The 24,926-nt window shown below is 72.8% G+C and carries 20 protein-coding genes and 1 pseudogene; 4 read left to right on the plus strand and 17 right to left on the minus strand.

Going from position 1 to position 24,926, the window contains the following annotated elements:
- Window positions 1-70 precede the first annotated feature (70 nt).
- The gene (locus AB0N90_RS05070; protein WP_365193591.1) at window positions 71-952 is read left to right on the plus strand and encodes a hypothetical protein; all 882 of its coding nucleotides are present in this window, start codon (window positions 71-73) and stop codon (window positions 950-952) included.
- On the opposite strand, the gene AB0N90_RS05075 is transcribed toward AB0N90_RS05070, so the two are convergent.
- The 6 genes from AB0N90_RS05075 to AB0N90_RS05100 all read right to left on the minus strand — a co-directional run bounded on the left by AB0N90_RS05075 (window position 936) and on the right by AB0N90_RS05100 (window position 7,093).
- Window positions 936-1,421 (minus strand): DUF3291 domain-containing protein, encoded by a 486-nt coding sequence (locus AB0N90_RS05075; protein WP_136104453.1) that lies wholly within the window; start codon window positions 1,419-1,421, stop codon window positions 936-938. The two genes, AB0N90_RS05070 and AB0N90_RS05075, sit on opposite strands and share 17 nt — an antisense overlap.
- A gap of 44 nt (window positions 1,422-1,465) precedes the next feature.
- Window positions 1,466-2,923, minus strand: a complete 1,458-nt coding sequence (locus tag AB0N90_RS05080) for a penicillin-binding transpeptidase domain-containing protein (protein WP_365193594.1) — start codon at window positions 2,921-2,923, stop codon at window positions 1,466-1,468.
- 38 nt (window positions 2,924-2,961) lie between these two features.
- A complete protein-coding gene (locus AB0N90_RS05085; RefSeq protein WP_361674677.1) occupies window positions 2,962-4,323 on the minus strand; it encodes an FtsW/RodA/SpoVE family cell cycle protein in 1,362 nt (453 codons plus the stop codon).
- A 147-nt stretch (window positions 4,324-4,470) separates the two neighbouring features.
- Window positions 4,471-5,724, minus strand: coding sequence for a HAMP domain-containing sensor histidine kinase (locus tag AB0N90_RS05090; RefSeq protein WP_365193080.1), 1,254 nt, complete (start codon window positions 5,722-5,724; stop codon window positions 4,471-4,473).
- Entirely contained in the window at window positions 5,721-6,467 is a 747-nt protein-coding gene (locus tag AB0N90_RS05095; protein ID WP_365193082.1) for a hypothetical protein, read from the minus strand. The genes AB0N90_RS05090 and AB0N90_RS05095 overlap by 4 nt, the downstream gene beginning before the upstream one ends.
- 119 nt (window positions 6,468-6,586) lie before the next feature.
- Window positions 6,587-7,093: a protein phosphatase gene (locus AB0N90_RS05100; RefSeq protein WP_365193083.1), complete on the minus strand. Its 507-nt coding sequence runs from the start codon at window positions 7,091-7,093 to the stop codon at window positions 6,587-6,589.
- Between the two features lie 99 nt (window positions 7,094-7,192).
- Between AB0N90_RS05100 and AB0N90_RS05105 the strand changes: the two genes are divergently transcribed.
- On the plus strand, window positions 7,193-7,996 hold the full coding sequence (locus tag AB0N90_RS05105; protein ID WP_365193084.1) for a nuclease-related domain-containing protein: 804 nt from the start codon (window positions 7,193-7,195) through the stop codon (window positions 7,994-7,996).
- Window positions 7,997-8,206: 210 nt separating this feature from the next.
- On the opposite strand, the gene AB0N90_RS05110 is transcribed toward AB0N90_RS05105, so the two are convergent.
- The 4 genes from AB0N90_RS05110 to ligD form a co-directional block, all read right to left on the minus strand.
- A complete protein-coding gene (locus tag AB0N90_RS05110) occupies window positions 8,207-8,887 on the minus strand; it encodes a response regulator transcription factor (protein ID WP_365193086.1) in 681 nt (226 codons plus the stop codon).
- Window positions 8,884-10,122 carry a sensor histidine kinase gene (locus AB0N90_RS05115; RefSeq protein ID WP_365193088.1) on the minus strand — a complete coding sequence of 413 codons (1,239 nt, stop codon included), beginning with the start codon at window positions 10,120-10,122 and terminating at the stop codon, window positions 8,884-8,886. The genes AB0N90_RS05110 and AB0N90_RS05115 overlap by 4 nt, the downstream gene beginning before the upstream one ends.
- A 101-nt stretch (window positions 10,123-10,223) precedes the next feature.
- Window positions 10,224-12,416, minus strand: a complete 2,193-nt coding sequence (locus AB0N90_RS05120; protein ID WP_365193089.1) for an MMPL family transporter — start codon at window positions 12,414-12,416, stop codon at window positions 10,224-10,226.
- Window positions 12,417-12,582: 166 nt separating this feature from the next.
- Entirely contained in the window at window positions 12,583-13,479 is an 897-nt protein-coding gene (gene ligD / locus AB0N90_RS05125) for a non-homologous end-joining DNA ligase (RefSeq protein WP_365193090.1), read from the minus strand.
- Window positions 13,480-13,532: 53 nt separating this feature from the next.
- Between ligD and AB0N90_RS05130 the strand changes: the two genes are divergently transcribed.
- The gene (locus tag AB0N90_RS05130) at window positions 13,533-14,588 is read left to right on the plus strand and encodes a Ku protein (RefSeq protein WP_365193092.1); all 1,056 of its coding nucleotides are present in this window, start codon (window positions 13,533-13,535) and stop codon (window positions 14,586-14,588) included.
- 31 nt (window positions 14,589-14,619) lie between these two features.
- On the opposite strand, the gene AB0N90_RS05135 is transcribed toward AB0N90_RS05130, so the two are convergent.
- The 3 genes and pseudogenes from AB0N90_RS05135 to AB0N90_RS05145 all read right to left on the minus strand — a co-directional run bounded on the left by AB0N90_RS05135 (window position 14,620) and on the right by AB0N90_RS05145 (window position 16,262).
- Window positions 14,620-14,811, minus strand: a complete 192-nt coding sequence (locus AB0N90_RS05135) for a hypothetical protein (RefSeq protein ID WP_365193596.1) — start codon at window positions 14,809-14,811, stop codon at window positions 14,620-14,622.
- Window positions 14,785-14,901 (minus strand): annotated as a pseudogene (locus AB0N90_RS05140) (CopG family transcriptional regulator); the annotation flags it as partial. The gene AB0N90_RS05135 and the pseudogene AB0N90_RS05140, both read right to left, overlap by 27 nt.
- A 68-nt stretch (window positions 14,902-14,969) precedes the next feature.
- Window positions 14,970-16,262 carry an alpha-L-fucosidase gene (locus tag AB0N90_RS05145; protein ID WP_365193094.1) on the minus strand — a complete coding sequence of 431 codons (1,293 nt, stop codon included), beginning with the start codon at window positions 16,260-16,262 and terminating at the stop codon, window positions 14,970-14,972.
- Window positions 16,263-16,586: 324 nt separating this feature from the next.
- Between AB0N90_RS05145 and AB0N90_RS05150 the strand changes: the two genes are divergently transcribed.
- A complete protein-coding gene (locus AB0N90_RS05150) occupies window positions 16,587-17,750 on the plus strand; it encodes an NEW3 domain-containing protein (RefSeq protein ID WP_365193096.1) in 1,164 nt (387 codons plus the stop codon).
- 85 nt (window positions 17,751-17,835) lie between these two features.
- Here AB0N90_RS05150 and AB0N90_RS05155 read toward each other — a convergent pair whose 3' ends face one another.
- The 4 genes from AB0N90_RS05155 to AB0N90_RS05170 form a co-directional block, all read right to left on the minus strand.
- Window positions 17,836-20,139, minus strand: coding sequence for a glycoside hydrolase family 95 protein (locus tag AB0N90_RS05155; RefSeq protein WP_365193097.1), 2,304 nt, complete (start codon window positions 20,137-20,139; stop codon window positions 17,836-17,838).
- Entirely contained in the window at window positions 20,136-21,956 is a 1,821-nt protein-coding gene (locus AB0N90_RS05160) for a DUF2264 domain-containing protein (protein WP_365193099.1), read from the minus strand. Before AB0N90_RS05160 ends, AB0N90_RS05155 begins: the two co-directional genes overlap by 4 nt.
- 68 nt (window positions 21,957-22,024) lie before the next feature.
- Window positions 22,025-23,005, minus strand: coding sequence for a hydroxyacid dehydrogenase (locus tag AB0N90_RS05165; RefSeq protein WP_365193599.1), 981 nt, complete (start codon window positions 23,003-23,005; stop codon window positions 22,025-22,027).
- Window positions 23,006-23,236: 231 nt separating this feature from the next.
- On the minus strand, window positions 23,237-24,889 hold the full coding sequence (locus AB0N90_RS05170; RefSeq protein WP_365193101.1) for a hypothetical protein: 1,653 nt from the start codon (window positions 24,887-24,889) through the stop codon (window positions 23,237-23,239).
- Between the last annotated feature and the right edge of the window lie 37 nt (window positions 24,890-24,926).

Raw genomic sequence — 24,926 nt, forward strand, 5'->3', positions numbered from 1 at the left:
AACGGGGCGGGACCGGTGCCGACTCGGTGCCCGTCCGTTCACCCGAGTGCAGTAGCGTGCTGGCGTGTCCATGCCTCCGTCGCCGCAGCAGCCGCCGTACCCGAACCAGCCCGGTTCCCCGTACGGCCAGCAGGCCCCTTACGGCCAGCAGCCCCCTTACGGTCAGCAGTCTCCCTACGGGCAGCCGCAGCCGCAGAACCCCGGTCCGTACGGCGGTTCGCCGTACCCCCAGCCCCAGCAGGGCCCCCAGCCCGGGGGCCCGCAGCAGCCGCCGTACCAGGGCTGGGGCGGTATGCCGCCCGTCGTGCCGCCGCCTCCGAAGAAGAGCCGGGTCGGTCTGATCCTCGGGATCGTCGGCGGAGTGGTCGTGCTGATCGTGGGCGGTCTGGTCGCCCTCGGCGCGATCGGCTACAAGGCGGCGAACACCTTCCCCGACGCCAAGAACAAGCTGACGCTGCCCAAGACGCTGCTCGACGACAAGTACACCTTCTCCAAGGACCTCTCCGGCGCCGACGGCCAGGCGATCGAGAGCGAGGCGAACTCCTCCTGGAACGCCAAGGACGTGCACGCCGTGGTGGGCACGTACGCTCTGGGAGGTGACGCGACCAAGGGCACCCTGGTGGTGTCGGGCATGTACGGCCGGCTCAAGGACGCGGACCAGATCCGCCGGAACATGATGAAGGGCGGCGCCGAGAGCGCCGGCACCACGGTCGCCGTGCCCGCCAAGGACTTCGACCTGGACATCACCATCAGCTGCGAGGTGCTGGTCCAGGACCAGGCCGGCACGAAGATCACCATGCCCTCCTGCGCCTGGGCCGACGGCAACACGGCCGCCACGATCGTCGTCGTGGACATGAGCGTCATGTCGCAGGAACCCTCACAGGTCGACCTGGCCGCGCTCGCCAAGGAGACCCTCCAGGTCCGCTCCGAGGCGGTCAAGCCGATCGGCTGACCGCCGCCTCCTCCCCGGGCGCGAACGGCGCCCGCAGTGTGAAGGCGTACGGCGTCGGGCCGTGCGCCCTCAGGTGCAGCAGCCGGTCCTCCGCCTCGGCGACCGCCGGGCGGTGGCCGGCCGGCACCCACCACAGCGCGGTCACGGCTTCCTCCAGCCGCTCGAAGAACTCCCGGCGCCGCGCCAGCAACTCCCGGTGCTGCCCCCGGTACATGAACGCGGTGAGCGCCTCCGCGTCCCGCCACACCGACAGGTTGACGATCAGCCACGCGTCCCCGAGCACCGGGACGTCGGTCGCGTTGCCGGAGTCGCTCTTGAGTCGCCACACGAAGCCGTCCGAGGCGTCGGCGACCGCGTTCACGGGGTCGAGTCCGTCGACGAAGTCCTTCAACTCGGCCGAGTCCAGCGGGTGTTTGAGGCGGGCGATGTTCACCTGGGCCAGTTCGTGCGCGGGTGCGGTATCCGTCATGGTCGCACCCTAAGGAGATCCGGGCCGCCCGCGGCAGCCCCGTCTCACCGGCCGAGCACCGCCCGCATCACGTCCCGGGCGATCGGCGCCGCGTCGCCCCCGCCGCTGATCTCGCCCCGGTCCGCCGAGGCGTCCTCCACCACCACCGCGACCGCGACCGCCGGCTCCACCGCGTCCTGGTCCTGCGCCCAGGAGACGAACCAGGCGTACGGCAGACCGGTGTTGCCCACCCCGTGCTGCGCCGTGCCGGTCTTGCCGCCGACGATCGCGCCGGGGATCGCCGCCCGGGTGCCGGTGCCCTCCCGCACCACCCCGGTCATCAGCTCCTTCAACTGCGCGGCCGTGTACGGACGCATGACCTGGCGCACCGGATGCGTCCCGCTGCCCGCGAGCGTCTCGCCGTCGTGCCGGGTCGTCCGCTCCACCAGGTACGGCGTGTGCAGCCGCCCGTCGTCGGCGACGGCCGCCGCGACCATCGCCATCTGGAGCGGGGTGGCGCGGGTGTTGTACTGCCCGATCGAGGAGAGCGCCAACTGGGCGTTGTCCACATGGGAGTCGAAGGTGCTGGGCGCGACCGAGAAGGGCACGCGCAGCCCGCCGTCGTTGAACCCGAACGCCTCCGCCGTGGCCGTCATGTCCCGCACCCCGACGTCCACGCCCAGCTTGGCGAAGACCGTGTTGCAGGACCACTCGAAGGCGTCCCGCAGCGAGGTGTCCACACAGCCGTCGGCCTCGTTGGTCAGCGTGGTGCGGGTGCCGGGCAGCCGATAGGGGTCGGGGGAGTCGGTGCGCGCGTCCGGATCGGTGACCACCCCCGCGTCCAGCGCCGCCGCCGCGGTGACCACCTTGAACGTCGAACCCGGCGGATACGTCTGCCGTACCGCCCGGTTGAGCATCGGCTTGTCCGGGTCGCCGTTGAGCCGCGCCCACGCGGACGCCACCGACTCGGCGTTGCCGGAGAGCTGGGCCGGGTCGTACGACGGGCTCGTCACCAGGGCCAGGATCCGCCCGGTCGAGGGGTCGACGGCGGCCACCGCGCCCTTGCGCCCGCCCAGCCCCCGGTAAGCCGCCTCCTGCGCCGCCCGGTTGAGGGTCGTCACGACGTTCCCGCCCGGTTCCAGGCCCCGGGTCAGGTCGTTCCACAGCGGCAGCGGCGCGAGCATCGGATCGGCGCCGGAGAGCACCCCGTCCTCGGAGTGCTCCAGGAACGTGGTGCCGTACGACTGGGAGGCGAAGCCGGTCACCGGCGCGTACAGCGGGCCGTTTTGGTAGGCGCGTTCGTAGCGCAGCTGCTCATGGGTGTCCACGGAGCCGGTGACCGGTTTGCCGTCGACCAGGATGTCGCCGCGCGGCTGCTGGTAACGGGCGATGGCCGCACGGCGGTTGGCCGGATTGCCGGTGTAGTCGCCGGCCTGGACGAGCTGCACCCGGGCCGCGTTCACCAGCAGCGCCGCGAGCAGCAGGGTGCAGAACGCGCAGGCGTGCCGGATGTACCGGGCCATCGGCCGCCCGCCCTCGCCGCCCATCCCGGTGTAGTCGCTCATGGCGCCTCCCTGCCGTCGTACTGGCTGCGCGCCGAGTCGCTCACCCGGATCAGCAGGGCCACGATCGTCCAGTTGGTGACCACCGAGGAGCCGCCCTGGGCGAGGAAGGGCATCGCCATGCCGGTCAGCGGGATCAGTCCGGTGACCCCGCCCGCGATCACGAACACCTGGAGCGCCAGGATCGAGGCGAGCCCCACCGCGAGCAGCCGCCCGAACGGCTCGCGCAGCGCGAGGCCCGCCCGGTAGCCGCGCTCCACCAGCAGCGCGTACAGCAGGATGATCGCCGCGAGCCCCGCGAGGCCCAGTTCCTCGCCGGCCGTGGCCAGGATGAAGTCCGACTTGGTGGCGAAGCCGATGAGCACCGAGTGCCCGAGCCCGAGCCCGGTGCCGAGCAGGCCGCCCGCCGCGAACGCGAACAGCGACTGGGACAGCTGGTTGGGACCCCGCCCGGCCTCGATGGTGGCGAACGGGTGCAGCCAGTCCGCGATCCGGCCGCCCACATGCGGCTCCACCCGGCCGACGGCCACCGCGCCCAGCACGGCGAGCACCAGCCCCACCGCGATCCAGCCGGTGCGCCCGGTGGCGACGTACAGCAGCACCACGAACAGCCCGAAGAACAGCAGCGAGGTGCCGAGGTCCCGCTCCAGGACCAGCACCCCGACGCTGAGCAGCCAGATCGTCACGATCGGCCCGAGCACCCGGCCGGTCGGGAACTGCAGCCGCCAGATCCGGCGGCCGGTGTACGCCAGCGCGTTGCGGTTGGCGGCGAGGTACGCGGCGAAGAACACCGCGAGCAGCACCTTCGCGAACTCGCCCGGCTGGATGGAGAATCCGGCGAACCGGATCCAGATCCGGGCGCCGTTGACCGCCGGGAACAGGATCGGCAGCAGGAGCAGCACGAGCGCGGCGACCACGCACACATAGGAGTACCGCTGGAGCAGCCGGTGGTCGCGCAGCAGCAGGACGACGACGATGAACAGGGCCACCCCGAGCGCGGACCACACCAGCTGGGCGGGGGCGGCCCGGTCGCCCGGTGTCTCCAGGTCCAGCCGGTAGATCAGCACCAGCCCGAGCCCGTTGAGCAGCACCCCGATGGGCAGCGGCAGCGGATCGGCGTACGGCGCCCGCAGCCGCACGGCGAGATGGGCGAGCAGCGCGAGCACCCCGAGCCCGGCCCCGTACGCCAGCGCCCCCGGCGGCACCCGCCCGGCCCGCGCCAGGCCCACCGCGCAGTAGCCGTACACCGACAGCGTGACGGCCAGCACGATCAGCGCGAGCTCGATACCGCGGCGCCGGGGCAGCCGTACGACGGGCACGGCGGCCGGGGCCGTCACCGCGGCGGTTCCGGCGTCGGTCATGCCGCGAACTTACCCAAACCGGATTAATTCGCCGCACTACAACGCGCCCCAAAGGGGCGCGGGGCTGTGTCCGACATACGGCTCCGCCGCGTGGGCGCGATCAACCCTCACGGCCCGCACCCGCCGGCGAACCGCCCTCCCCGAGCCCTACTGCGACCGCCAAGCCACCGGCAGGACGAGCGTCGCCACCGCGCCCCCGTCCACCGCGTTCCGGAACGACAGCCGCGCGCCCAGCACCTCCGCCTGCCCCACCGCGATGGTCAGCCCGAGCCCGTGCCCCTTCGCGCCGCCCTCGGTGCGGAACCGCTGCGGCCCGTGCGCGACCAGGTACTCGGGATACCCGCCCCCGTGGTCCCGCACCGTCACCACCGGCCCGTGCACGGTCAGCAGCACCGGCGCCGCCCCGTGCTTGTGCGCGTTGGCCACCAGATTGCCCAGCACCCGCTCAAGGCGCCGCCGGTCCGTCTCCACCAGGGCGTCCCGTACGACCCGTACCTCGGTCTCCGTCCCCGACGCCCGCACCACCCGCTCGGCGAGCGCCCCCAGCCCCTCGGCGTCGGCCTCCAGCCGCTCCCGGCCGCTGTCCAGGCGGGAGATCTCCAGCAGGTCCTCGGTGAGCGTGCGCAGCGCGGCCACCCGGTCCCGCACCAGTTCCGTCGGCCGTCCGGGCGGCAGCAGTTCCGCCGCCGCGTGCAGCCCGGTGAGCGGGGTCCGCAGCTCGTGCGCCACATCCGCGGTGAACCGCTGCTCGCTGAGCAGCTTGCCCTGGAGCGAGGCGGCCATCGAGTCCAGCGCTGCGGCCACCGCGGCCACCTCGTCCTGGGGCCGGACCGGATCCTTCGTACGGGGGTCGTCGACCCGTGCGTCCAGGTCGCCCGCGCTGATCCGGCGGGCCACCCGGGCGGTCGTGTGCAGCCGCCGGGTCACCCGGGACACGGCGAACACGCCGACCAGCACGGTCGCGCCGATGGCGAGCGCGGAGGACCACAGGATCGAGGTGTCGAGCCCGGCGATGGTGCCGGACTGCTGCGAGTAGTCGATCTCCACGGCGAGCGCCCGGTGCCCCTGGACGGGGCCCGCCGCCCACATCGTCGGCCGCCCCCGGTGCGTGGACACCATGGTGCCGCGCCGCCCGGACATCGCGAGCGTCCGCAGCGAGTGAGGCAGCCCCTCGGGGTCGACCCCGGCGTTGGGCAGCAGGGTGTCCCCGGCCTCGTAGGCGCGGGTGGCGTCCGAGAGCCGGGACAGGGCGAGGTCGCGGGCCTGGCCGACGGTCTGGTCGGTCACCGAGACATGCACGAGCACACCGAGCAGCGCGGCCAGCGCGCAGCACATCACGGTGATGAACACGGCCGCCTTCACGGCGAGCGGCCCCGCCCAGCGGGCCAGCAGCAGCCTCATGACGCGCTCGGGGAGGCGGCGGGAGAGGCGGACGGGCGCGCGGAGGGGCGCGCCTTGTGGATCCGGCGGCCCGTGCCGGTGTGCAGATACTCGTCGCGGGAGAACACCATGGCGCGCTGGCCGGGGTCCCACTCCCAGGTGGTGCGGTACTCGTAGCCGGAGATGTCCGCCGGATTGCGCTCGATCAGCGCGCGCCCGGCCAGCTCCACACCGAGGATCGCGTCGTTGTCGGCCAGCACCTGCACCAGATGGCGGCCCTCGACGGTGTAGACCCGGACCGCCGTCTGGTTGGTCGGGTAGAGCCGGAAGCCGAGCGTGAGATCGGGCCGGCCGTCGCCGGTCAGGTCCCGGTAGTACGGCTTGAGCAGCGGGCACAGCGCCCGGTCGCCGCCCGCACGGCAGTCCTTCACCCGGTCCACGGTCCCGTGGAACGCCCCCTTGGACCCGTAGTCGGCCGGGTGCGCCTTCAGCTCCGCCTCGACGATGTCCACCGGATCGATCTTGCGTATGTCGCCGCCGGGCACGGTCAGGCCCTTGACGGTCTCCCGCGTCGCCACGTCGTACGGGTACGCCGGGCTGGACGCCGGGCGCAGATCGGGCCAGAGCTTGGCGGGGCTGTCCGCGGTCTGGGTCGGCCCGGCGCTCTGCAACTGGCCGGCGTCCCCGCAGGCCGCCGCCGTCGCCGACAACAGGGCGACGGCGGCCGCGGCGAAGGCGGTGCGCACAGGGCGACGGAGGGGCACGGTGCTCCAGAGGCGATGGTTTTGCAGGTCAGTAGGCCAGTATGCACATAGATTCCAAGGAAGCCCCTTTTTGTCCGCTCTGTGCACCTGAGCCGTGCGCCGGTGCCGGGACAGAGAGGCTACTCGGCCAGTTCCTCAAGGAGCCGTACGGTATGCAGTCCGGTGCGCAGGTACGCCACGAACAGCTCGTTGTGCAGCGCCCACGCCGAGCGGCGGGCCCGGATCAGCCGGACGGCCTCGTCCGGCGCGCCGCCCCGCTGCACCAGCGCGTGCGCCACGACCAGGCCCGAGCGGTTGTACCCGTGACAGCAGCGCACCAGCACCCGGCGGCCCGCGTCCAGCGCCTCGTTCGCCGCCCGCGCCAGCCGGATCACCCCGGCCAGCTGCGTGCCGTCCAGCGGTCCGTCCGGTATCGGCCACACATGGTGCTCGACGCCCGCGTCCGGGCCGTGGCCCGGCAGCCGCAGCAGCGACTGCACCACATCGAACTCGTCCCGTACGACGGCCGTCTCCAGCCGGCCCGTACGCCCCCGGTACTCGTGCCCGCCCATCCACAGGCCGGGCACGATCTCGCTCCACGGGCTCCGTGGAGCCGGCACGTCGGGCTGCGTTCCGCGGGTTCGCACCGGCGCCTCCCCAACTCCCCTGCGCAGGGCCGCTCTCCACGGTAGCCGGTCTTGCCCGGGAAGCACCCGGCCTGTTCCCATGGTCGAGGGGTGATGCGCATGAGCGGACTGCGCGTGGTGCCGGGCCGCCGCGGGGACCGGGACCGGCTGTACGTCTGCCGCCCGGACGGCAGCCGGATCGCCTGGTACGACCGTGCCGCCGGCCGGGTCGACCTGCTCGCCGAGGACGAGCGGGACCGGGTCCTCGAAGCCCTGAAGCCCTTCCTCACCGGCCCGGTGGCCGTGGGCCCGCCCCCGGTCCCCACCGCCGCCGAACTCGCCCGGCTCACCCTGCACCCCGATGACGACCTCGCGCCCAACCGGCCCGGCGAGGCGCTGCTGATCGCCCTCGACCGCGACCCCGGCGCCGGACACCGGCTGCGCCCCGACCCGCGCCGGCGCGCCCTGCTGGCCGAGCAGACCGTGGGCGATGTGCTCGACGGCCTGGAGGGCGCGGGCTGGCTCGCCCTGCACTCGCTGCCGCTGCCCGGCGGCGACCGGGTCCACCATCTGCTGATCGGCCCCGGCGGCCTGTTCGCCGTGCATGCGCTGTACGCCCGCAGGGCGCGGGTGCGGGTCGCCGATCCGATGGTCACCGTGGGCCGGCGCGCGGCCGAGCCCCTGCTGCGCCGGCTGCGCGCCCAGGCCGACCGGGCCGCCTACGCCCTGACCGCCGAGGTCCGCCCGGTGCTCGCCCTGACCGACCCCTCCGGGGTGACCCTGACCGCCGCGCCCCGCGGGATACGGGTCCTGGCCGCAGGGGGCCTGCCGGGACTGGCCCGGCTGGGCGGCGTACTGAAACCGGCGGACGTGGCGGCGCTGCACGCGCTGGCGCGGGACCGCCGCACCTGGGAGAAGGTCTAGGGCCTCTCGTTTGGATCATGCCGGGCTCGCGGGCCCTGGCACCGCGCCTCGCGGCGTTGTCGTCGGTTGCCATGGCTCCGCCATGTCGCCCTCCTTCGCCTTGCGATGCACGGCAGGAAGGACATGGGCCGGCATCCGCCCGGACGGCCCGCAGGAGCGGCGCCGCGGCGGATTGCCGCGGCTCTCCGTTCCTCCTGCTCCAGCCGGTCGTCATGGGTGAGGGGGCGTCGCTCGTACGAGTCCTGTCTGGTAGGCGATGACGACGAGCTGGGCCCGGTCGCGGGCGCCGAGCTTGGTCATGGCCCGGTGGATGTGCGTCCGGGCGGTGAGCGGGCTCACGGTGAGGGTCTCGGCGATCTCCGAGTTCGAGAGACCTTCCGCGGCCAGCGCCATGACCTCGCGTTCGCGTGCCGTGAGGTCGGCGAGGCGTTCGGGGGCTGCGAGGCGGGCGCCGGGGTCGGCCGACATGAGGAAGCGCGTGATGAGGGAGCGGGTCGCGGCCGCTGACAGGAGTGACTCGCCGGAGGCCACGGTGCGCAGGCCGTCCAGAAGGTCCTCGGCGGTGACGTCCTTGCCCAGGAAACCGCTGGCGCCCGCGCGCAGGGCCTGGGCGACGTAGTCCTCCGTCTCGAACGTGGTCAGGATGAGGACGCGGGTGGCCGAAAGCTCCGGGTCGGCGCACAGCGCGGAGGTGGCGGCGAGGCCGTCGGTGCCCGGCATGCGGATGTCCATGAGGACGATGTCGGGGCGGTGGGTGCGCGCTAGGGCGACGGCCTCCGCGCCGTCGCATGCCTCGGCGATCACCTCCATGTCCGGGCAGGAGTCGATGAGGATGCGGAAGGTGGCCCGCAGCAGTGCCTGGTCGTCGGCGAGCAGTACTTTGATGCTCATGCGGCCGTCTGTCCCCGGAGTTCCCGCACGGGCGGCGACAGCGGCAGTGTCGCGGTGACCGCGTAGCCGTCGTGGGGGCGAGGCCCCGCGGTCAGGTCGCCGCCCACGGAGCGGGCACGCTCCCGCATTCCCAGCAGGCCGAATCCACCGTCCCGCGGGGTGCGGAGCCGGGGCGCCCCGTCGTTGATCACCGAGATCGCCAGGTGGGATCCCGTGTGCGCGAGGTGCACACGGGCGGTCCTGGTGGTGGCGTGCTTGGCGACGTTGGTCAGCGCCTCCTGCACGATCCGGTAGGCGGTCAGGTCGACGCCCGGTGGCAGTGGCCGGGGTTCTCCTTCGGTCGTCACCGTCGCCTCCAGACCTGCCGACGCGCACGCCTCGACGAGGTCCGGCAGCTGCGCCAGGCCGGGGAGCGGGCTGAGCGAGGAGTCGCCCGAAGGGTCGTCGTTCTGCCGGAGCAGGCCGAGGGTGGTCTTCAGTTCGCGCAGCGCGGAGGAGGTCGTGTCCGTCAGGCCCACGAGTATCTTCCGGGTCTGCTCGGGGTTGCTGAGGGCGAGGTGTGCGGCGGTGCCGGCCTGTGCGTTGGCCAGCGCCATGTGGTGGGCGACCACGTCGTGGAGCTCGCGGGCGATGCGGACGCGTTCCTCGGCGACCCGCAACCGGGCCTCCTCCTCCCGGGTGCGCTCGGCGCGCTCGGCCCGGTGCTGTGCGGCTTGGAGGTAGGCCCACCGCAGCCGTGCCATGTTGCCGGCGAAGAGGGGAAGGGCCAGCCAGCAGGCCGGGCCGAACATCTGCAGGGGCAGGGTAACGGGGTCCTTGAGGTCGGTGAGCACGGCCGTGAGGGTCACGGCGAGCACGGTGGCAATGCCGTATCGGCGGGTGGTCTTCGGGCCGGTGCGGGTGGCGAGCCAGTAGAGGGCGCCCATGAGCGGAGCCAACAGCAGGGGTGTGAGCAGATAGCCCAGGGCGGCGGTACCCGCTGTGCACACGGCGGAGACGGTGACGGCGAGGCGCGGACGGGCACGTCGCCCGAGCAGGACGAGGCCGGACGCCCCCATGAGGGCGACGGCGGCTTTGTCGTAGTCCGGTGGTTTCTGGCCGGGCAGATTGAGCCAGATGCCGAAGGCCGCGCAGGCCGACAGTGCCAGGGCTGCCGCGAGGTCGACGGCAAAGGGGCGTCGTTCGCCGATCTTCTCCAGACGGTTCGCGCTGGGCCGCTCGGTTGCCGTTCTCATCTGGTTCTCCGGTCAGTGGGCGCCTGTTTCATTATGGTCGTCCCGGTCGGCCCCGGAGGCCGTCCGTCTCCCCGGACGGACGGCCTGCGGACGGTGCCGGGTCAGGTGCGCGCGGACTCGGGGACGGCCTCCCGGCCGGACTCCGTCCTCGGCCGGCTGAGGGCCTCGCCTTCCACATCGATCCGGGGGAGCACCCGGCCCAGCCGCCTCGGCAGCCACCAGGCCCTGTCGCCGAGCAGGGCGAGCACCGCGGGCACCAGGGCCATCCGGACGACGAAGGCGTCGAAGAGGACAGCGGCGGCAAGTCCAAAACCGATCATCTTGATCATGGAGTCGCTCTCCGTGATGAACCCGGCGAACACCGCGATCATGATGAGAGCGGCTGCCATGACAACCTGGGCACTGCGGGTGAAGCCGGACCTGACGGCCCGGTCGGCCCTCTCGCCGCGGACGTACGCCTCCCGCATCCGGGAGACCAGGAACACCTCGTAGTCCATTGCGAGGCCGAAGACGATGCCCACCAGGAAGACCGGCATCAGGCTCATGATCGGACCGGTCTGCTGCACGTCGAACAGCTGCGCGCCGTGGCCCTGCTGGAAGACCATGACGACCGCGCCCAGAGAGGCCAGTACGGACAGCAGGAAGCCGAGGGCCGCCTTGAGCGGGATGAGCAAGGACCGGAAGACCATCATCAACAGCAAGATCGCCAGACCGACCACGACGATCAGGTAGGGGGCGAGCGATGCCTGGACCTTCTGGGCCATGTCGATGTTCAGCGCGGTGGTGCCGGTGACTTCGTAACCGGCACCGGTGGCGGACTCGACCCCGGGGCGCTCGTGCCGGATGACCGTCACCAGATCGACGGTCTTCTCGTCGGTGGGCGCGGTGGACGGTACGGCGGAGAAGACGGCGGTGTCCCCGGCCCGGTTGAAATGGGGCTCGGACACGGAGACGACGCCCTTCGTGCCGTGTATCTCCCGGACGACGGTGCCGACGGCGGCGCGGGGCTTCGCGGCGTTTCTGGCGTCCACGACGATGGTCAGCGGGCCGTTGAAGCCCGGCCCGAAGCCCTCGGCCAGCGCGTCGTAGGCCCGGCGTTCGGTGGTGGTGCGGGGCAGGGACTCGTCCCCGGGCATCCCCAGCCGCAGGTCTGCCACCGGCAGGGCGAGGGCACCGAGACCGGTGATTCCCAGGAGCAGCACGGGAACGGGCCGGCGCTGCACGAACCTGGCCCAGCGGGTGGCGACGGAATTCTGCCGGCCGCCGGTGCTCCTGCGGATCCCGCGGGCCAGTACCGCGTCCGGCCAGAAGCCGAGCAGGGCCGGGACGAGGGTCAGCGCGATCATGACCGCGAGGGCGACGGCTCCGGCGGCAGCCAGTCCCATCTCGGTGAGCATCGGCACACCGACGACGGAGAGACCGGCCAGGGCGATCACGACGGTCAGGCCCGCGAACACGACGGAGGAACCGGCCGTGGCGACGGCCGCCTCGCTCGCCTCCCGGGCCGTGCGCCCCCCGGCACGTTCCTCCCGGTAGCGGGAGACGATGAACAGCGCGTAGTCGATGCCGACCGCGAGGCCCAGCATCATGGCCAGGGTGCCGGTGGTGTCGGAGAGGCCCAGCGGGCTGGACAGGACGAGGATCGCGGCCATGCTCACGCCGACGCCGACGACGGCTGTCAGCAGAGGGAGCCCGGCGGCCGCGAGGGAGCCGAACGTGAGGAGGAGCACGAGGGCGGCGACCGATATGCCGACCAGTTCGGCCGTGCCGCCCGGCCCGCCGCCTTCGGAGAGTGCCGAACCACTGGTTTCCACGGTCAGCCCGGAGTGCCTGGCCTCGGCGATGGTCCGCTTCACCGGTGCCCGATCGGCATCGGCCAGGTCGCCGGCGGCGATCTTGAAGGCGACGGTGGTGAACGCGGTCGTGCCGTTGGCGCTGACCCCTCCCGTCTCAAAGGGGTTGTCGACGCTCGCGACGTTCGCGCCCCGGCCGAACTCGGCGACAGCCCTCTTGACGGTCTGCTCGTTCCCGGCCGCGGTGATCTTCTCTCCGGCCGGGGCGATGAAGACGATCGTCGCGGACGCGGTGTCGGCCGTCTCGCCGGGGAAGCGCTCCTCCAGGAGGTCGAAAGCCTTCTGGGACTCGATGCCCGGCATCGAGAGCCCGTCATCGACGGCCGCGGGAGCCTTCAGGGCTCCCAGCCCCGTGGCGACCAGAACCGCCGCCCAGACCAGGACGACGTACCAGCGCCGCCTGAAGGCCAGCCGGCCCACGCGACAGAGAAATGTTGCCACGGCAGAAGATCTCCATATCTGATGATTCGAACGTCTGCCTAGCGTGTCTGCGCGAAGGGCAGCCTGTCGTCGTGCGGCTGCCGACAGTCCGGCGTACTGAAAACGCAGTAGACGGGGCGGGTCCGTCGGCCGGATGTACGGATACGCCCGCGTGAGAACAGCGCGCCTAGGGAGCTTCCGGGAGGGGGGCTGCCCGGTGCCGGTCCAGCAGGGGGGCCATCAGGTCGCCGTGTTGCCGCAGGCGGGGTGCGATGTCCTCGGCCTGGAACTCCAGCCGCCCCGGTGAGCGGCAGTCGGCGATCTCGTCCCAGGTCACGGGCGCGGAGACCAGGGGGGTGCGGCGGGCGCGCAGGGTGTAGGGGGTGGCGGTGGTCTTGCGGGCCGCGTTCTGGCTCCAGTCCACGAACACCTTCCCGGGCCGCAGGCTCTTGGTCATCCGGTGCACCACCAGCCGGGGCAGCGCACGCTCCGCCTCCACCGCGAGCGCCTTGGCGTACTCGCTGGTCCGCTCCGGGGAGGCGCCGCAGACCGCCGCCAGCAGATGCAGCCCCTTGGACCCGGCCGTCTTCGGGTACGCCTCGATCCCGTCCGCCGCGAGCCGCTCGCGCAGCCACCGGGCGACCTCGCAGCACTGCACGACGGTCGCCGGCGCCCCGGGATCGAGGTCGAACACCAGCCGGTCGGCCTCCTCCGGCGAGCCCACCAGCCACTGGTGGGTGTGGAACTCGGCGACCAGGTTCGCCGCCCACACCAGGCTCGGCAGATCCTGTACGACGACCATCCGGGCCGGGCCCTGCGCCGAGGACCTCGGCACCTCGGCGGTCGTGACCCACTCGGGCGTACCCGGCGGCACGTTCTTGGTGAAGAACACCTGGCCCTCGGGGCCGTCGGGGTAGCGCAGGAAGGACACCGCGCGGTCGCGCAGATGCGGGAGCAGCGCGTCGGCGGTGGTCGCGTAGTAGTGCACCAGCTCCGCCTTGGTGAAGCCGGTCGCCGGATACAGCACCTTCTCCAGGTTGGTCAGCGGGACCCGCCGCCCCGCCACCTCCGTGATGGGCGTCATAGGATGACAATCCCAGACAAACCGGTCCCCATGGGAAAGGACGGGTGCGGCACGTGCGATCGATATGGAACGGCGCCATCTCCTTCGGGCTGGTCAGCATCCCGATCAAGCTGGTCAACGCGACCGAGAGCCATGCGATCTCCTTCCGTCAGATCCACACCGAGGACAACGGCCGCATCCGCTACCGCAAGGTGTGCGAGGTGGAGGACCGCGAGGTCAGCCAGTCCGAGATCGGCAAGGCGTACGAGGACGCGGACGGCACCATCGTGCCGATAACCGACGAGGACCTGTCCCATCTGCCGATCCCGACGGCCCGGACCATCGAGATCGTCGCCTTCGTGCCGGCCGACAAGATCGACCCGCTCCAGATGGGCGCGGCGTACTACCTCGCCGCGAGCGGCGCCCCCGCCGCCAAGCCGTACACCCTTCTTCGCGAGGCCCTCAAGCGCAGCAACAAGGTCGCCATCGCCAAGTTCGCGCTGCGCGGCCGGGAGCGGCTCGGGATGCTGCGGGTGGTCGGCGATGCGATCGCCATGCACGCCCTGCTCTGGCCGGACGAGGTACGGGCACCCGAGGGCGTCGCCCCGGACGTGGACGTCACGATCCGGGACAAGGAACTCGATCTCGCGGACGCCCTGATGGACACCCTCGGCGAGGTGGAGATGGCGGATCTGCACGATGAGTACCGGGAGGCCCTGGAGGAGGTCATCGCCGCCAAGGCCGCGGGCGAGACACCCCCGCAGGCCCCCGAACCGGCGGAGGGCGGCAAGGTCCTCGACCTGATGGCCGCCCTGGAGAACAGCGTCCGTGCCGCCCGCGAATCCCGCGAACCCACCGGCGAGGCCGAGGTCAGATCCCTGCCGGACCGCCGCTCCACCCCCAAGGAGACGGGCACCAAGAAGTCCACCTCCACGGCACGGAAGACCACCGCCAAGAAGGCCCCGGCCAGAAAGTCCACCTCGAAGTCGACCGAGCCGGCGAAGAAGAGCACCAGCACCGCGCGATCGAGCACGGCGAAGGCGGGCACGGCGAAGGCGAGCACGGCGAAGGCGGGCGTGGGGAAGAAGACGGCGGCGAAGAAGACGACCGCACGGAAACGCTCGGCCTGACCGGCTTCCGCGGGCCTGCCGTCCGACTCGTTCACACCTTGATGACGGTGACCCGTTCCCCGCACAGGGCGGTCAGGTCCTCGCTGTCCGAGCCGAGGACTGTGACGGGGCCGGGAGCGGCGAGGGCGAGCCAGGCGGTGATTGTGCGATCGCGCAGCACGGCCTTGGCCAGGCTCTCGCTGTCGAGGACGAGGGTGCGTGCCTCGTGCAGCCGATCGCGCAGCGCCTGCACCTCCTCCTCGGAGACGGGACCGTGTTCCGCCGCCTCGACGACCTGGATGAGCTCATTGAGGTTGTCGCGCTCGATCAGACGGAGTGGCGTGCGCAGGGGGAGAGGTTCACTTCAGGGTCCGGAGCCGGAGCCGGAGCCGGAGCGTCGGGTCAGCGTGCGAGGGGTGGCGTGTCCGCGCGTCCCTCGTCGACCGCCGGCTGTTCCTCCAGGGCGGGCAGGCCCCCGTGCCCGGTGTGAAAGGCGCGCAGGGCCGTCTCCGGTGCCGCGCCGGTCAGTTCGGCCTCGATCACCCGGGCCCGCGCCTCGGGGAAGGCGTGCACCCGGCGCACCCCGACCGTCCCCCCGGCCGCGACCTCGCGCCCGTCGGCGGTGATCCGGTGCCCGGTGACCCGCTGGCCGCCGCTCAGCTCCTCCGCCAGCTCCACATGGTCCACGGCGACCGGCTCCGCGAACCGCAGCCGCACCTTCCCCGGCGCCCGCTCGACCACCGCCGTCAGCGGATCGGCGAACCGGCGGCGGACCTCGCCGGTGAACTCCAGCAGCCGGGACCGGTCCGCCGCGTCGATCCGCCCGCGCCGGTCCGGCGGCACGTTCAGCAGCAGCCCGGCACCGAGGCCGACCGAGCGGTACCAGACGGCCAGCAGATGCTCCCGGCTCTTGAGCGACGCCTCGTCGCCGGGGTGCCAGAACCAGTGCCGGCGGATGGACACATCGCACTCCGGCGGCAGATACATCGGGCGCGGCAGGGCCGCCGCGTCGCTGTCGTACAGGCTCACCTCGGTGCGCTCGACGGTGTACCAGCAGGGGTCGGCGGCGAGCCCGTCCTCATTGCCGACCCAGCGGATCGTGGGGCGGCCGAGGTTGAACACCATGGCCTGTGGCTGATGCCGCTCCAGGACGGCGGCGACGCCCGGCCAGTCGTACGTACGGCCCGCCGATCCCGCCCCGTCGAACCAGACCTCGGCCAGCGGCCCGTACCGGGTGCACAGCTCGGTCAACTGCCGTCGGTAGAACCGGTCGTAGGCCGCCGGGTCGGCATAGCAGGGGGCGTTGCGGTCCCAGGGGGAGAGGTAGACGCCGAGGCCGATGCCGGCGCGCTCGCAGGCCGCGGCGAGTTCGGCGACCACATCGCCGCGCCCGGAGCGCCAGGGCGCCGAACCCACCCCGTAGTCCGTGGTGTCCGTCTGCCACAGGCAGAAGCCGTCGTGGTGCTTGGCGGTCACGATGAGGTGCGCGGCCCCGGCGTCCCGCGCGGTCTCGGCCCACTCGTCGGCGTCCAGCTCCGTCGGCGCGAAGCCGCCCGGGTCGAGGGTGCCGTCGCTCCACTCCCGCCCGGCGAAGGTGTTGATGCCGAAGTGTGCGAAGACCCCGAACCCGGTCTTCTGCCAGGCGAGTTGGCCGTCGGTGGGAAGCACGGACGGGACCGGGGGAGAGGAGTTCATGGCGAGCAGGAAAACGGGCGCGCTGTTCGATCGTCAAGGATCGGGCGGGAATCGGTTGGGTTCCGAGGTGTTCGGAATCAAATAGAAGGTGAGGGAGGTGAGTTGGGGGCCGGATGGTGGCCATGGCGTGGTCGTCCGCTCGGTCGACGGCTGTCCGGCAGGTGAAGGAGGAGCCGCATTCGGGGCATTTCACCGCCTGGACTCCTCCGAGTGCTTCCGCTTGTGCGCGGTTGGCGCATTCGTCGTTGACCGGCGGGTCGAGCGCCCCGAATCTGGAGCCGCTTCACGGCCACCCCCTCTCCCCCCGCCCCAGGAGGCATCCCCATGCATGTGCTGTCCGCCCTGCGCCGTACCGCTTCGGTCGCCGCCGCGCTGGCCGCCGCGGTCGTCCCGGCGCTCGCCCTCGCCCCCGCGGCCCACGCCGACCAGGCCCGCGCCCTCCGCTCCGGCTTCACGGTCTATACCAATGAACGCAATGTGCCGACGCCGGGACTGGAGAACTTCGGCGCGGTCCGGTCCACGGTCGCCTACGACTACTTCCATCTCACCTGTGACGCGGCCGGCTGCTACAGCGACGGCGGCGCGCTGCCCACCGTGGACGCCTACAAGGCCAAGATCCTCGACTACGTCCAGCAGTTCCACGGCGGCCCCACCGACCCCGTCGTCCTGGACTTCGAGCCGATCGCCCTCACCGAGGTCTCCGGACAGGCCGCCACCAACGCCTTCGCGCTGTGGAAGCAGCTGATCCGCTGGACCCACGAGGCCATGCCGAAGGCGCCGGTCGGGGCGTACGGCTACGACTGGAAGACCACCAACATCGACCTGGTCGAGAAGCTGCACGCGCCCGGCCTGCTGGACTTCTTCGCGCCCCGCGCCTACTTCGACAAGACCCCCGGCATGACCGGCTGGAACAGCAACCTCGACGGCGCCCTGGCCAACGACCAGGCCATCGCGCCCGGCCAGCCCGTCGTCCCGTACATCAGCCCCTCGTTCTCCGGCAACACCGGCACCGGATACCTCGACGGCACCCAGATCGACACGATCTTCTCCACCCTCAAGGCCAAGGCGCAGGGCGTGGTGGTGTGGGAGCCGGACGCCGAGGGCCCGGCGGCGTGCGGCTGGTTCAACGCGTTCTCCGCGAACATGGGGACGCTCACGAACACCGCGAGCCACGGCCCGCTCACCGCGAAGGCCGGCACGCCCGCCGGTGACTGCACCGTCCCGGCGGGCGCCACCACCACGGTGCCGGTGACCTTCACCAACACCTCGTCCGCGGCGACCGGGGCCACCACCGTGCACGCGCCCACCGGGCTGCCGACCGGCTGGTCCGTCACCTGGTCGGACACCTCCGTACCGGCCCTCGCCCCCGGCGCCGCCTGGACCACCTCCTTCGCGGTGACCGCCCCGGCCGCGGGCCCGGACAACACCGCGCTGCTCCACCAGGCGACCGGCCTCGGCGACACCCGGTTCGCGATGGTCGCCCACTGACCGGCCCCACACGGCGAGACCCGTACGGCGAGACCCGTACGGCGAGAAGAGCCCCGGGCGGCGCGCCCGGGGCCCTGCCCCGCGTTCAGTTGCCGAGCGCCGCCGTATAGGTGTGCCCGGCCCGCGCGTGGAACACCCGGCGATCGCCGTCCCGCTCCACGGCCACCGGCGCCCCGCCGTCCGCCTCGGTCAGCGGCGCCCGTTCCAGCAGGGAGCAGCGCACGGCGACCGGCCCGTCCTGCCCCGCGCGCAGGGTCAGTTCCACGGGCTTCCCGCCCCGCCAGGCCACGTCCACCCCGATGCCCCCGCGGGCGCACAGGCCCCGCACCGAGCCGTCCGGCCAGGCCCCGGGCAGGGCGGGCAGGACGTCCACCACGCCGTGCTGGCTCTGGAGCAGCATCTCGGCGGCCCCGGCCGTGGCGCCGAAGTTGCCGTCGATCTGGAACGGCGGATGGGTGTCGAACAGGTTCGGCAGGGTGTTGTGGACGAGCTGCTCCCGCAGTACCGCCCACGCATGGTCGCCGTCCCGCAGCCGCGCCCACATATTGATCTTCCAGCCCTTGCTCCAGCCGGTCGCGCCGTCCCCGCGCGCGGCCAGCGAGACGGCGGCGGCGCGGGCCAGCTCCGGTGCGGCGGCGGGGTCGAGGGCCCAGCCGGGATGCAGCGCGAACAGGTGGGAGATGTGCCGGTGCTCGTTCCCCGGGTCGTCCAGATCCTCCTTCCACTCCTGGAGCTGACCCCAGGACCCGATCCGCAGCCCGGGGTCGAGCCGCTCCAGCGCCGCCCCGACCTCGGCACGGAACTCCCCGTCCACGCCCAGGAGTTCACCCGTCTCCAGCACGGTGGTGAACAGCGCGTGCACGATCTGCTGGGACATCGAGCAGCCGGCGGTGTAGGTGCCGTGCTCCGGCGAGAAGGAGGGCGTGGCGACCAGGGAGCCGTCCCGCGGATCGGTGCGCAGGAAGCCCAGCCAGAACTCGGCCGCCTCCCGCAGCATCGGGTGGACCCGCTCGCGCAGCACCTCGCGGTCCCCGGTGAACCGGTGGTGGTCGTACACCTGGAGGGCGAGCCAGGCGGCCGCCTCCGGGAACCAGAAGGCGGTCGGCCAGTCGCCGAACCCGGTGTGCCCGAACGGCGTGGAGGCGCCGCCCATGGTCCAGCCCGGCAGATCGAACACGGACCGCGCGGTGACCCGGCCCGGCGCCCGCAGCCCGTCCGTGAAGTCGTCGAAGGGGGCGGCGAGTTCACCGAGCCCGGTGGGATGCGCGAGCCAGTAGTTCATCTGGAGATTGATGTTCGCGTGGAAGTCCGCCGACCACGGCGGGGCGTCCGAGTCGTTCCACACGCCCTGGAGATTGGCGGGCAGTCCGCCGGGCCGCGAAGAGGCGATCAGCAGATAGCGGCCATGGGCGAGGTACAGCGCCTCCAGCGCCCGGTCGCGGGAGGTGTCGCCCGACGGATAGGCGGCGAGCAGCCGGTCGGTGGGGACGTCCGCGGGCAGGGTCCCGCCCAGGTCGAGCGCCATACGGTCGAACAGCGCCCGGTGGTCGGCGCGGTGCTCGGCGAGCAGCTCGTCGTACGGCCGCCGCGCCGCCGCCTCGACGGCCGCCCGCACCCGGGGGCCGGGCGCGGCGCCCCGGTAGTGCGGGTACTGCGGCGCGTAGTCGGTCCCGGCCGCGAGGACGAGGGTGACGCTGTCCGCGTGCTCCACCACGATCGTGTCGCCCTCGGCGCGCAGAGTACCGCCCTCGGGTACGACCCGGAGCCGGGCCGCGTAGGCGAGCCCGTTGCCGGCGAGCCGCCCGGAGACCTCGGTCACCGGCCCCCGCGTCATCAGGGTCGCCCCCTCGGGGGCCGGGGCGAGCCGTACGACGGCGCTCACCTGTCCGGGCCGGTCCGCGGCCAGCCTGCCGACCAGCACCCCGGCGGGATGGCTGGTGAAATAGGCGCGGGTGTGCCGTACCCCGCGATGCCCGTACGACACCCGGGCCACCGCGTCCGCCAGATCCAGCTGACGCCCGTACCCCTCCGGGTCCTCGGGGTGGCCCGGCAGCTCGATCAGCACGTCCCCGAAGTTCTGGTAGGCGCCGAAACCGCGCTTGCCCTGGCCGAGCAGCCCGGCCACCGGGTCCGGGTCGAGGGCGCCGAGGCGGTCGATGTCCTCCTGGACCCTCGCCAGCACCCCGGGCCGGGGCTCCGCCCAGTTGCCGAACGCGTACCCCTCGGTGCTGCCCGGACCGCCGGTCCACAGGGTCTGCTCGGTGAACTGCAGCCGCTCGCGCGCGACGGTGCCGAAGACCATCGCGCCGATCCGGCCGTTGCCGAGCGGCAGCGCCTCGCGCTCCCAGTCGGCGGCGGGCCGGTCGTACCGCAGGACGGGGTGGCTCATGGAGTGGGTCCTTCCGGGCCGGGAAGCGTGTCGCGCAGGGCGCGGGGGAGACCGGGCAGGGCGCGCCGGTCGAGCGGCTCCGCCCGGGTCGTGCCGCCGTCGGCGGTGGCGTGGACTTCGGCGGCCAGCCAGTGCTCGCCGGGCGGCAGTTGACCTTGCAGCACGGGCAACGCCGTACGGGGCCACAGGAGATGACTGTTGGGATCGGGGAACATGACCTCGCCCGCACGGGACCCGGTGAGGTCCCGCACGGCGCTCGCGAGGTCGCCGGAGTCGGCCCGCGCCCCGGGGCCCTCGGCCCGGGTGACGGCTCCCTCCAGGGGGACCGCGAAGCCGCCCTCGACCGTGTGCAGCGGGCGGGGCGTGACCAGGCGGTGCACACGGACGTGCCGGCCGGGTCCGGCGGGCAGCAGCCAGGTGTCGACGGTGACATCGGGCCAGGGGTGCCAGCGGGCCCGCACCCGGTCGGCGGTCACGGAACGGGACGCGCAGGCGATCCGGGAGCGCCAGTACAGACCGTCCTCGCTGAGCAGCAGGGCACTGTCGGGGGCGGCGGCCGCCGCGCCGAGCGGCCCGGTGGAGACGGCGCAGCCGAAGGCCGTGGAGTACGCGAACTTGCCGTACTTCCCGGGCGCGTTGCGCACCCAGGTGTCCGCGTCGCAGGCCGCCAGCGCCGTGGTGTGCCCGCCGCCGTGCTGCACGAGCAGCCCCGCCTCCGGCTGAGGGCGCACCGCGTCCCGGGCGGGCAGCGGCTCCTCCTCGGCGGTCCAGAACGGATGCCCGGCGGGCAGGGCGAGCGGCAGGAACGCCTTGAACGCCCAGTACGGGGAGCCCGCCGCGTTGTACTGCTCGCTCATGAACAGATTCGGATAGGCGTAGCCGACCGACAGCGTGCCGTCGGCGGCGAACATCGGCTGCCGCGCCCACCAGCGCAGATTCCGGGCCCACAGCCCGCGCAGCACCCCCCAGGGCAGCGCCTCGACACCCGCGTGGGCGAGCGCGCCCCAGAACGCGCACTGCGCGAACCGGTACGTCAGACTGCGGCCGAAGGGCAGCGCCGCGCCGTCGGCCGCGAACCAGTGCCAAAACTCCCCGGCGAACAGCGCGGCCCGCTCCCGCACCCGTGCCACGACCGCCGGATCGGCGTCCGGCGCGAGCGTCGTGTACAGCAGCGGGTACAGATGCAGAGCCCACGGGCCGTAGTAGTCAAGGGGTTTGCCGTCCGGGCCGTCCGAGTACCAGCCGCGGCCCCGGTAGAAGTCCTCGACCCGTGCCAACGCCCGCTCGGTGAGCCCGGGTTCGGGCCGCTCGCCGACCGCCTTCAGGCCCAGCTCCACCATCACCGGGAACAGATGCCAGTTGTTGTCGGGGACGCGTTCGGCCCGCGCGGCCCGGCGCAGCCAGTCGGCGAGCCGCGTCCGCTCCTTCGCGGCGAGCGGCTCCCACAGCTCCCCGGGGGCCAGGGCCAGCGTGCAGCCGAGCACGGACGCCTCGACCAGGCGCTGGTCCATCGCGCCGGGCTCGCCCCAGTACCCCGGGTGCTCCGGATCGGTCCCGGCGGCGACGGCCCGGCGGATCCGCTCCCAGCCGTCGTAGCGGCCGCCGCCCGCGGCGAACGGGGCCAGTCCCCACAGCGGTCGTACGGTCGCCTCCAGCCGGGCGACCCGGGGTTCGTACGCGGTGCCGGGGGCGGCCAGGGCCGTGTCGTCGGGGTAGGCGTCGGTGAGCGGGGCGCACAGGTCGAGCAGCGCGCGCTGCCAGTCGGCGCGGCTGTGCAGGGGGTTGCCGGAGAACGGGTGCGGGCGGTTGCGGGTCATGGCTCCTCGTTCGGGTCGGGCCGGTGGACGCGGTGACGGCCGGGCCAGTCTTCCCCCGCGGGCCCGTCTCAGGCCGAGCGCTCGAACTGCTCGCGGACGACCGGATGCGCGAACGGCCGCCCGAGCGCGAGGCGTTCCAGCTCGTCAAGGGCCGAGTCCGCCATCCGGTGCAGCTCACCACCGAGCGAACCGGCGATGTGCGGGGTGAGCACCACGTTGTCCAGGTCGTACAGCGGGGAGTCGGGCGGCAGGACCTCCGGTTCGGTCACATCCAGTACGGCGTTCAGCCGGCCGCTGGTCAGCTCGCGGGTCAGCGCGTCGGTGTCCACCAGCGCCCCGCGCGCGGTGTTGACCAGCGTGGCGCCGTCCGGCATCAGCTTCAGCCGGCGCTCGTCGATCAGGTGCCGGGTCTCGGGCAGCGCGGGCGCGTGCAGCGAGACCACGTCGCAGCGGGCGCACAGCTCGTCCATGCCGACCGGCTCCACACCGAGCGCGCGGGCCTGCGCCGCGTCCAGGTACGGGTCGTGCACCAGGAGTTCCATGTCGTAGGGGGCGAGCAGCGCGATGACCCGGCGCCCGGTGCGGGAGGCGCCGACGATGCCGACGCTGCGCCGGTAGTTGCCCGCGTCGCGGTACTCGTGCTGCCAGGACAGCTGAGCGCGCACGGCCCGGTACCGGTCGCGGGTGGTCAGCGCCCGCTTGTTGGCGAGCAGGATCATCGCCAGCGCGTACTCCGCCACCGGCAGCGCGTTGGCGTCGGCGGCCGAGGAGAGGGCGATGCCCCGCTCCCAGCAGGCGTCGGTGACGAAGTTCTTCACCGAGCCCGCGGCATGCACCACCGCCCGCAGCCGGGGCGCCCCGGCGAGCACCTCGGGGGTGAGGGGAGGGCAGCCCCAGAAGGTGAACAGCACATCGGCGCGGGCGAGTTCGGCGGCGATGCCGGGTGCGGAGAAGTCATCGGCGACCAGCGTGGGGTCCAGGTCGGCGAGGCCGGTGAGCCGGTCCGTCCGCGCCGGGTCGAGCAGCAGGGGCAGCAGATCGCGCTGCATGGCGAGCAGGACCCGGGGGCGGTGGGGCGCCGGGGCAAGGACCCGGGGGCGGCGGGCCGCGGGGGGCAGGTCGGACACAGGACTCCTCGGGTCAGGGGCGTGGGGCGCCCGGTGGAAGGCGGCGCCCCACGCGGGAGATGCGGTACGTCAGCGGGTGGCGGCCGGGGTCATCGCGCGGCCTGGTTCACCACGCGGTCGGCCTCGCCCGGCCTCACCGCGGGGCGGCGGGGGTCATCGGGTGGCCGCCTTGGCCTCGGCGAACTCCTCGGCCATCCGGTCGATGCCGTTCTGCTGCTTGATCCGGGCGACGGTGCCCTTCCAGTCGGACGCCTTCGTCTTGCCGGACACGGCGTCCATCACCGCGGAGTTGAGCGCGGGGGAGACCCCGGCCCACTTGGCGCTGAAGGTGGCCGAGGAGAAGCGGTAGGCGGCCGAGGCGTCCGGCGCGCAGATCGGCACCAGTGTCTGCTGCGCGGTGTAGAGCCGCTTGGTGAGGTCGGCGAGGCCGGGGAAGAACAGCGGCTGGGGCGCCATGTTGAAGTACTGGAACGGCAGGTTGGTGCTGTTCTCCGTCTGCCCGAGCCTGGTCGCGTTCGCCGGGGCGCCGTCCTTGTCGCGGGTGAAGTGCACGCCCTCGACGCCGTACCGGGCCAGCTCGAACTCCTTGGTGCCGAACGGCGCCGCGAAGAAGTCGAGGATGCGCAGCAGCATCTTGATCCGTGCCGGGGAGGACTTCTTGATGACCGTGAACCCGAACACCGAGTCCCCGCCCGGGGTGTTGGGCCGGTCGCCGTAGGGGAAGGCGAGGTCGGGGGTGAAGCCCCGCACCTGGGAGAAGATCTGGGCGGCGGCGCCGGTGCCGTTGGGCCACGTGAGCCAGGTGCCGTTGACGAATTTCGGCTGGGCGTCACCGGCGCCCAGCGTCAGCGCGTCCGGGTTGTAGATGCGGCGCGTGTAGAAGCGGCGCATGTTCTCCACCGCCTGCTCGAACTCCGGTGTGTCGGCGGTGAAGCGGAAGCTCCCGCCGGACTCGCCCCACCAGTTGGGGGCGCCGGCCGCACCGGCGTGGTAGGTCCAGCCGAACGCGGCCGCGCTCGAACTGCCGATGCCGTAGCGGCCGTTCACACTCAGCTTGGCCATGGCGTCGGTGAACTCCTGAACGCCGACGCCCTTGCCCCAGACCCCCGCCTTCTCCAGCTTGTCGCGGTTGGCGAACAGACCGACCTGCGGGGCGTTGTAGCGGTAGGTCGGCACCCCGTATATCCCGCCGCCGATCCGGCCCATCAGCTGCCAGCCCCGGGTGGGCAGGGCGGCGAGGTTCGGGTACTCCTTGATCGCGTCGCCGGACAGGTACGCACTGAGGTCGGCGCACTTGGAGCGGATGAACTCGCTGATGTTGGGCGCGCCGGTGGCCGGGATCATCAGGATGTCCGGCTGGTCGCCGCCCGCCATCATGGTGGCCAGCGCGGTGGTGTAGCTGGTGCCGGTGTCGATGACGAACCGGGGCTTGAGCGTGACGCCCATCGCGTCGCCGACGGCCTTGACCATCCGGTTGGAGGAGTCGAGCTTGACGGCGGCGCCGTAGCTCAGCGCCATGCAGGAGACCGTCGAGCCGTCGCCCGGCTTGCTCTTCAGCGACGAAGGCAGCGGCAGCGAAGGGTAGTTGAGGACGGCCGGGGCGCCATTGTCGGGCAGCGCGGGCAGGTCGTAGTGGACCTCGGCGGGCACGTACGCGGGCCAGGCGGCCTGCTCGGTGCCCTCGTTGGAGACGGACACCGGGCCGCCGCCGTTGTCGCAGGCGGCGAGCGCGGGACCGGCGGCGAGGACGGCGGCACCGGCACCGGCTGCTCTGAGCACCGAGCGGCGGGACATGTTCAGGGACATGAGGGCTCCAAGCGGACGCGTTTGTTCAGGGGGCGGG

Source organism: Streptomyces sp. NPDC093018 (assembly GCF_040684035.1).
Taxonomy (GTDB): domain Bacteria; phylum Actinomycetota; class Actinomycetes; order Streptomycetales; family Streptomycetaceae; genus Streptomyces; species Streptomyces murinus.

Coding starts and splice junctions, on each gene's coding strand:
- AB0N90_RS05150 (WP_365193096.1), top strand. CDS start 16,587: ATGCATGTGCTGTCCGCCCTGCGCCGTACCGCTTCGGTCGCCGCCGCG.
- AB0N90_RS05155 (WP_365193097.1), bottom strand. CDS start 20,139: ATGAGCCACCCCGTCCTGCGGTACGACCGGCCCGCCGCCGACTGGGAG.
- AB0N90_RS05080 (WP_365193594.1), bottom strand. CDS start 2,923: ATGGCCCGGTACATCCGGCACGCCTGCGCGTTCTGCACCCTGCTGCTC.
- AB0N90_RS05115 (WP_365193088.1), bottom strand. CDS start 10,122: ATGAGAACGGCAACCGAGCGGCCCAGCGCGAACCGTCTGGAGAAGATC.
- AB0N90_RS05165 (WP_365193599.1), bottom strand. CDS start 23,005: ATGCAGCGCGATCTGCTGCCCCTGCTGCTCGACCCGGCGCGGACGGAC.
- AB0N90_RS05110 (WP_365193086.1), bottom strand. CDS start 8,887: ATGAGCATCAAAGTACTGCTCGCCGACGACCAGGCACTGCTGCGGGCC.
- AB0N90_RS05105 (WP_365193084.1), top strand. CDS start 7,193: ATGAGCGGACTGCGCGTGGTGCCGGGCCGCCGCGGGGACCGGGACCGG.
- AB0N90_RS05160 (WP_365193099.1), bottom strand. CDS start 21,956: ATGACCCGCAACCGCCCGCACCCGTTCTCCGGCAACCCCCTGCACAGC.
- AB0N90_RS05145 (WP_365193094.1), bottom strand. CDS start 16,262: ATGAACTCCTCTCCCCCGGTCCCGTCCGTGCTTCCCACCGACGGCCAA.
- AB0N90_RS05070 (WP_365193591.1), top strand. CDS start 71: ATGCCTCCGTCGCCGCAGCAGCCGCCGTACCCGAACCAGCCCGGTTCC.
- AB0N90_RS05085 (WP_361674677.1), bottom strand. CDS start 4,323: ATGACCGACGCCGGAACCGCCGCGGTGACGGCCCCGGCCGCCGTGCCC.
- ligD (WP_365193090.1), bottom strand. CDS start 13,479: ATGACGCCCATCACGGAGGTGGCGGGGCGGCGGGTCCCGCTGACCAAC.
- AB0N90_RS05170 (WP_365193101.1), bottom strand. CDS start 24,889: ATGTCCCTGAACATGTCCCGCCGCTCGGTGCTCAGAGCAGCCGGTGCC.
- AB0N90_RS05090 (WP_365193080.1), bottom strand. CDS start 5,724: ATGAGGCTGCTGCTGGCCCGCTGGGCGGGGCCGCTCGCCGTGAAGGCG.
- AB0N90_RS05075 (WP_136104453.1), bottom strand. CDS start 1,421: ATGACGGATACCGCACCCGCGCACGAACTGGCCCAGGTGAACATCGCC.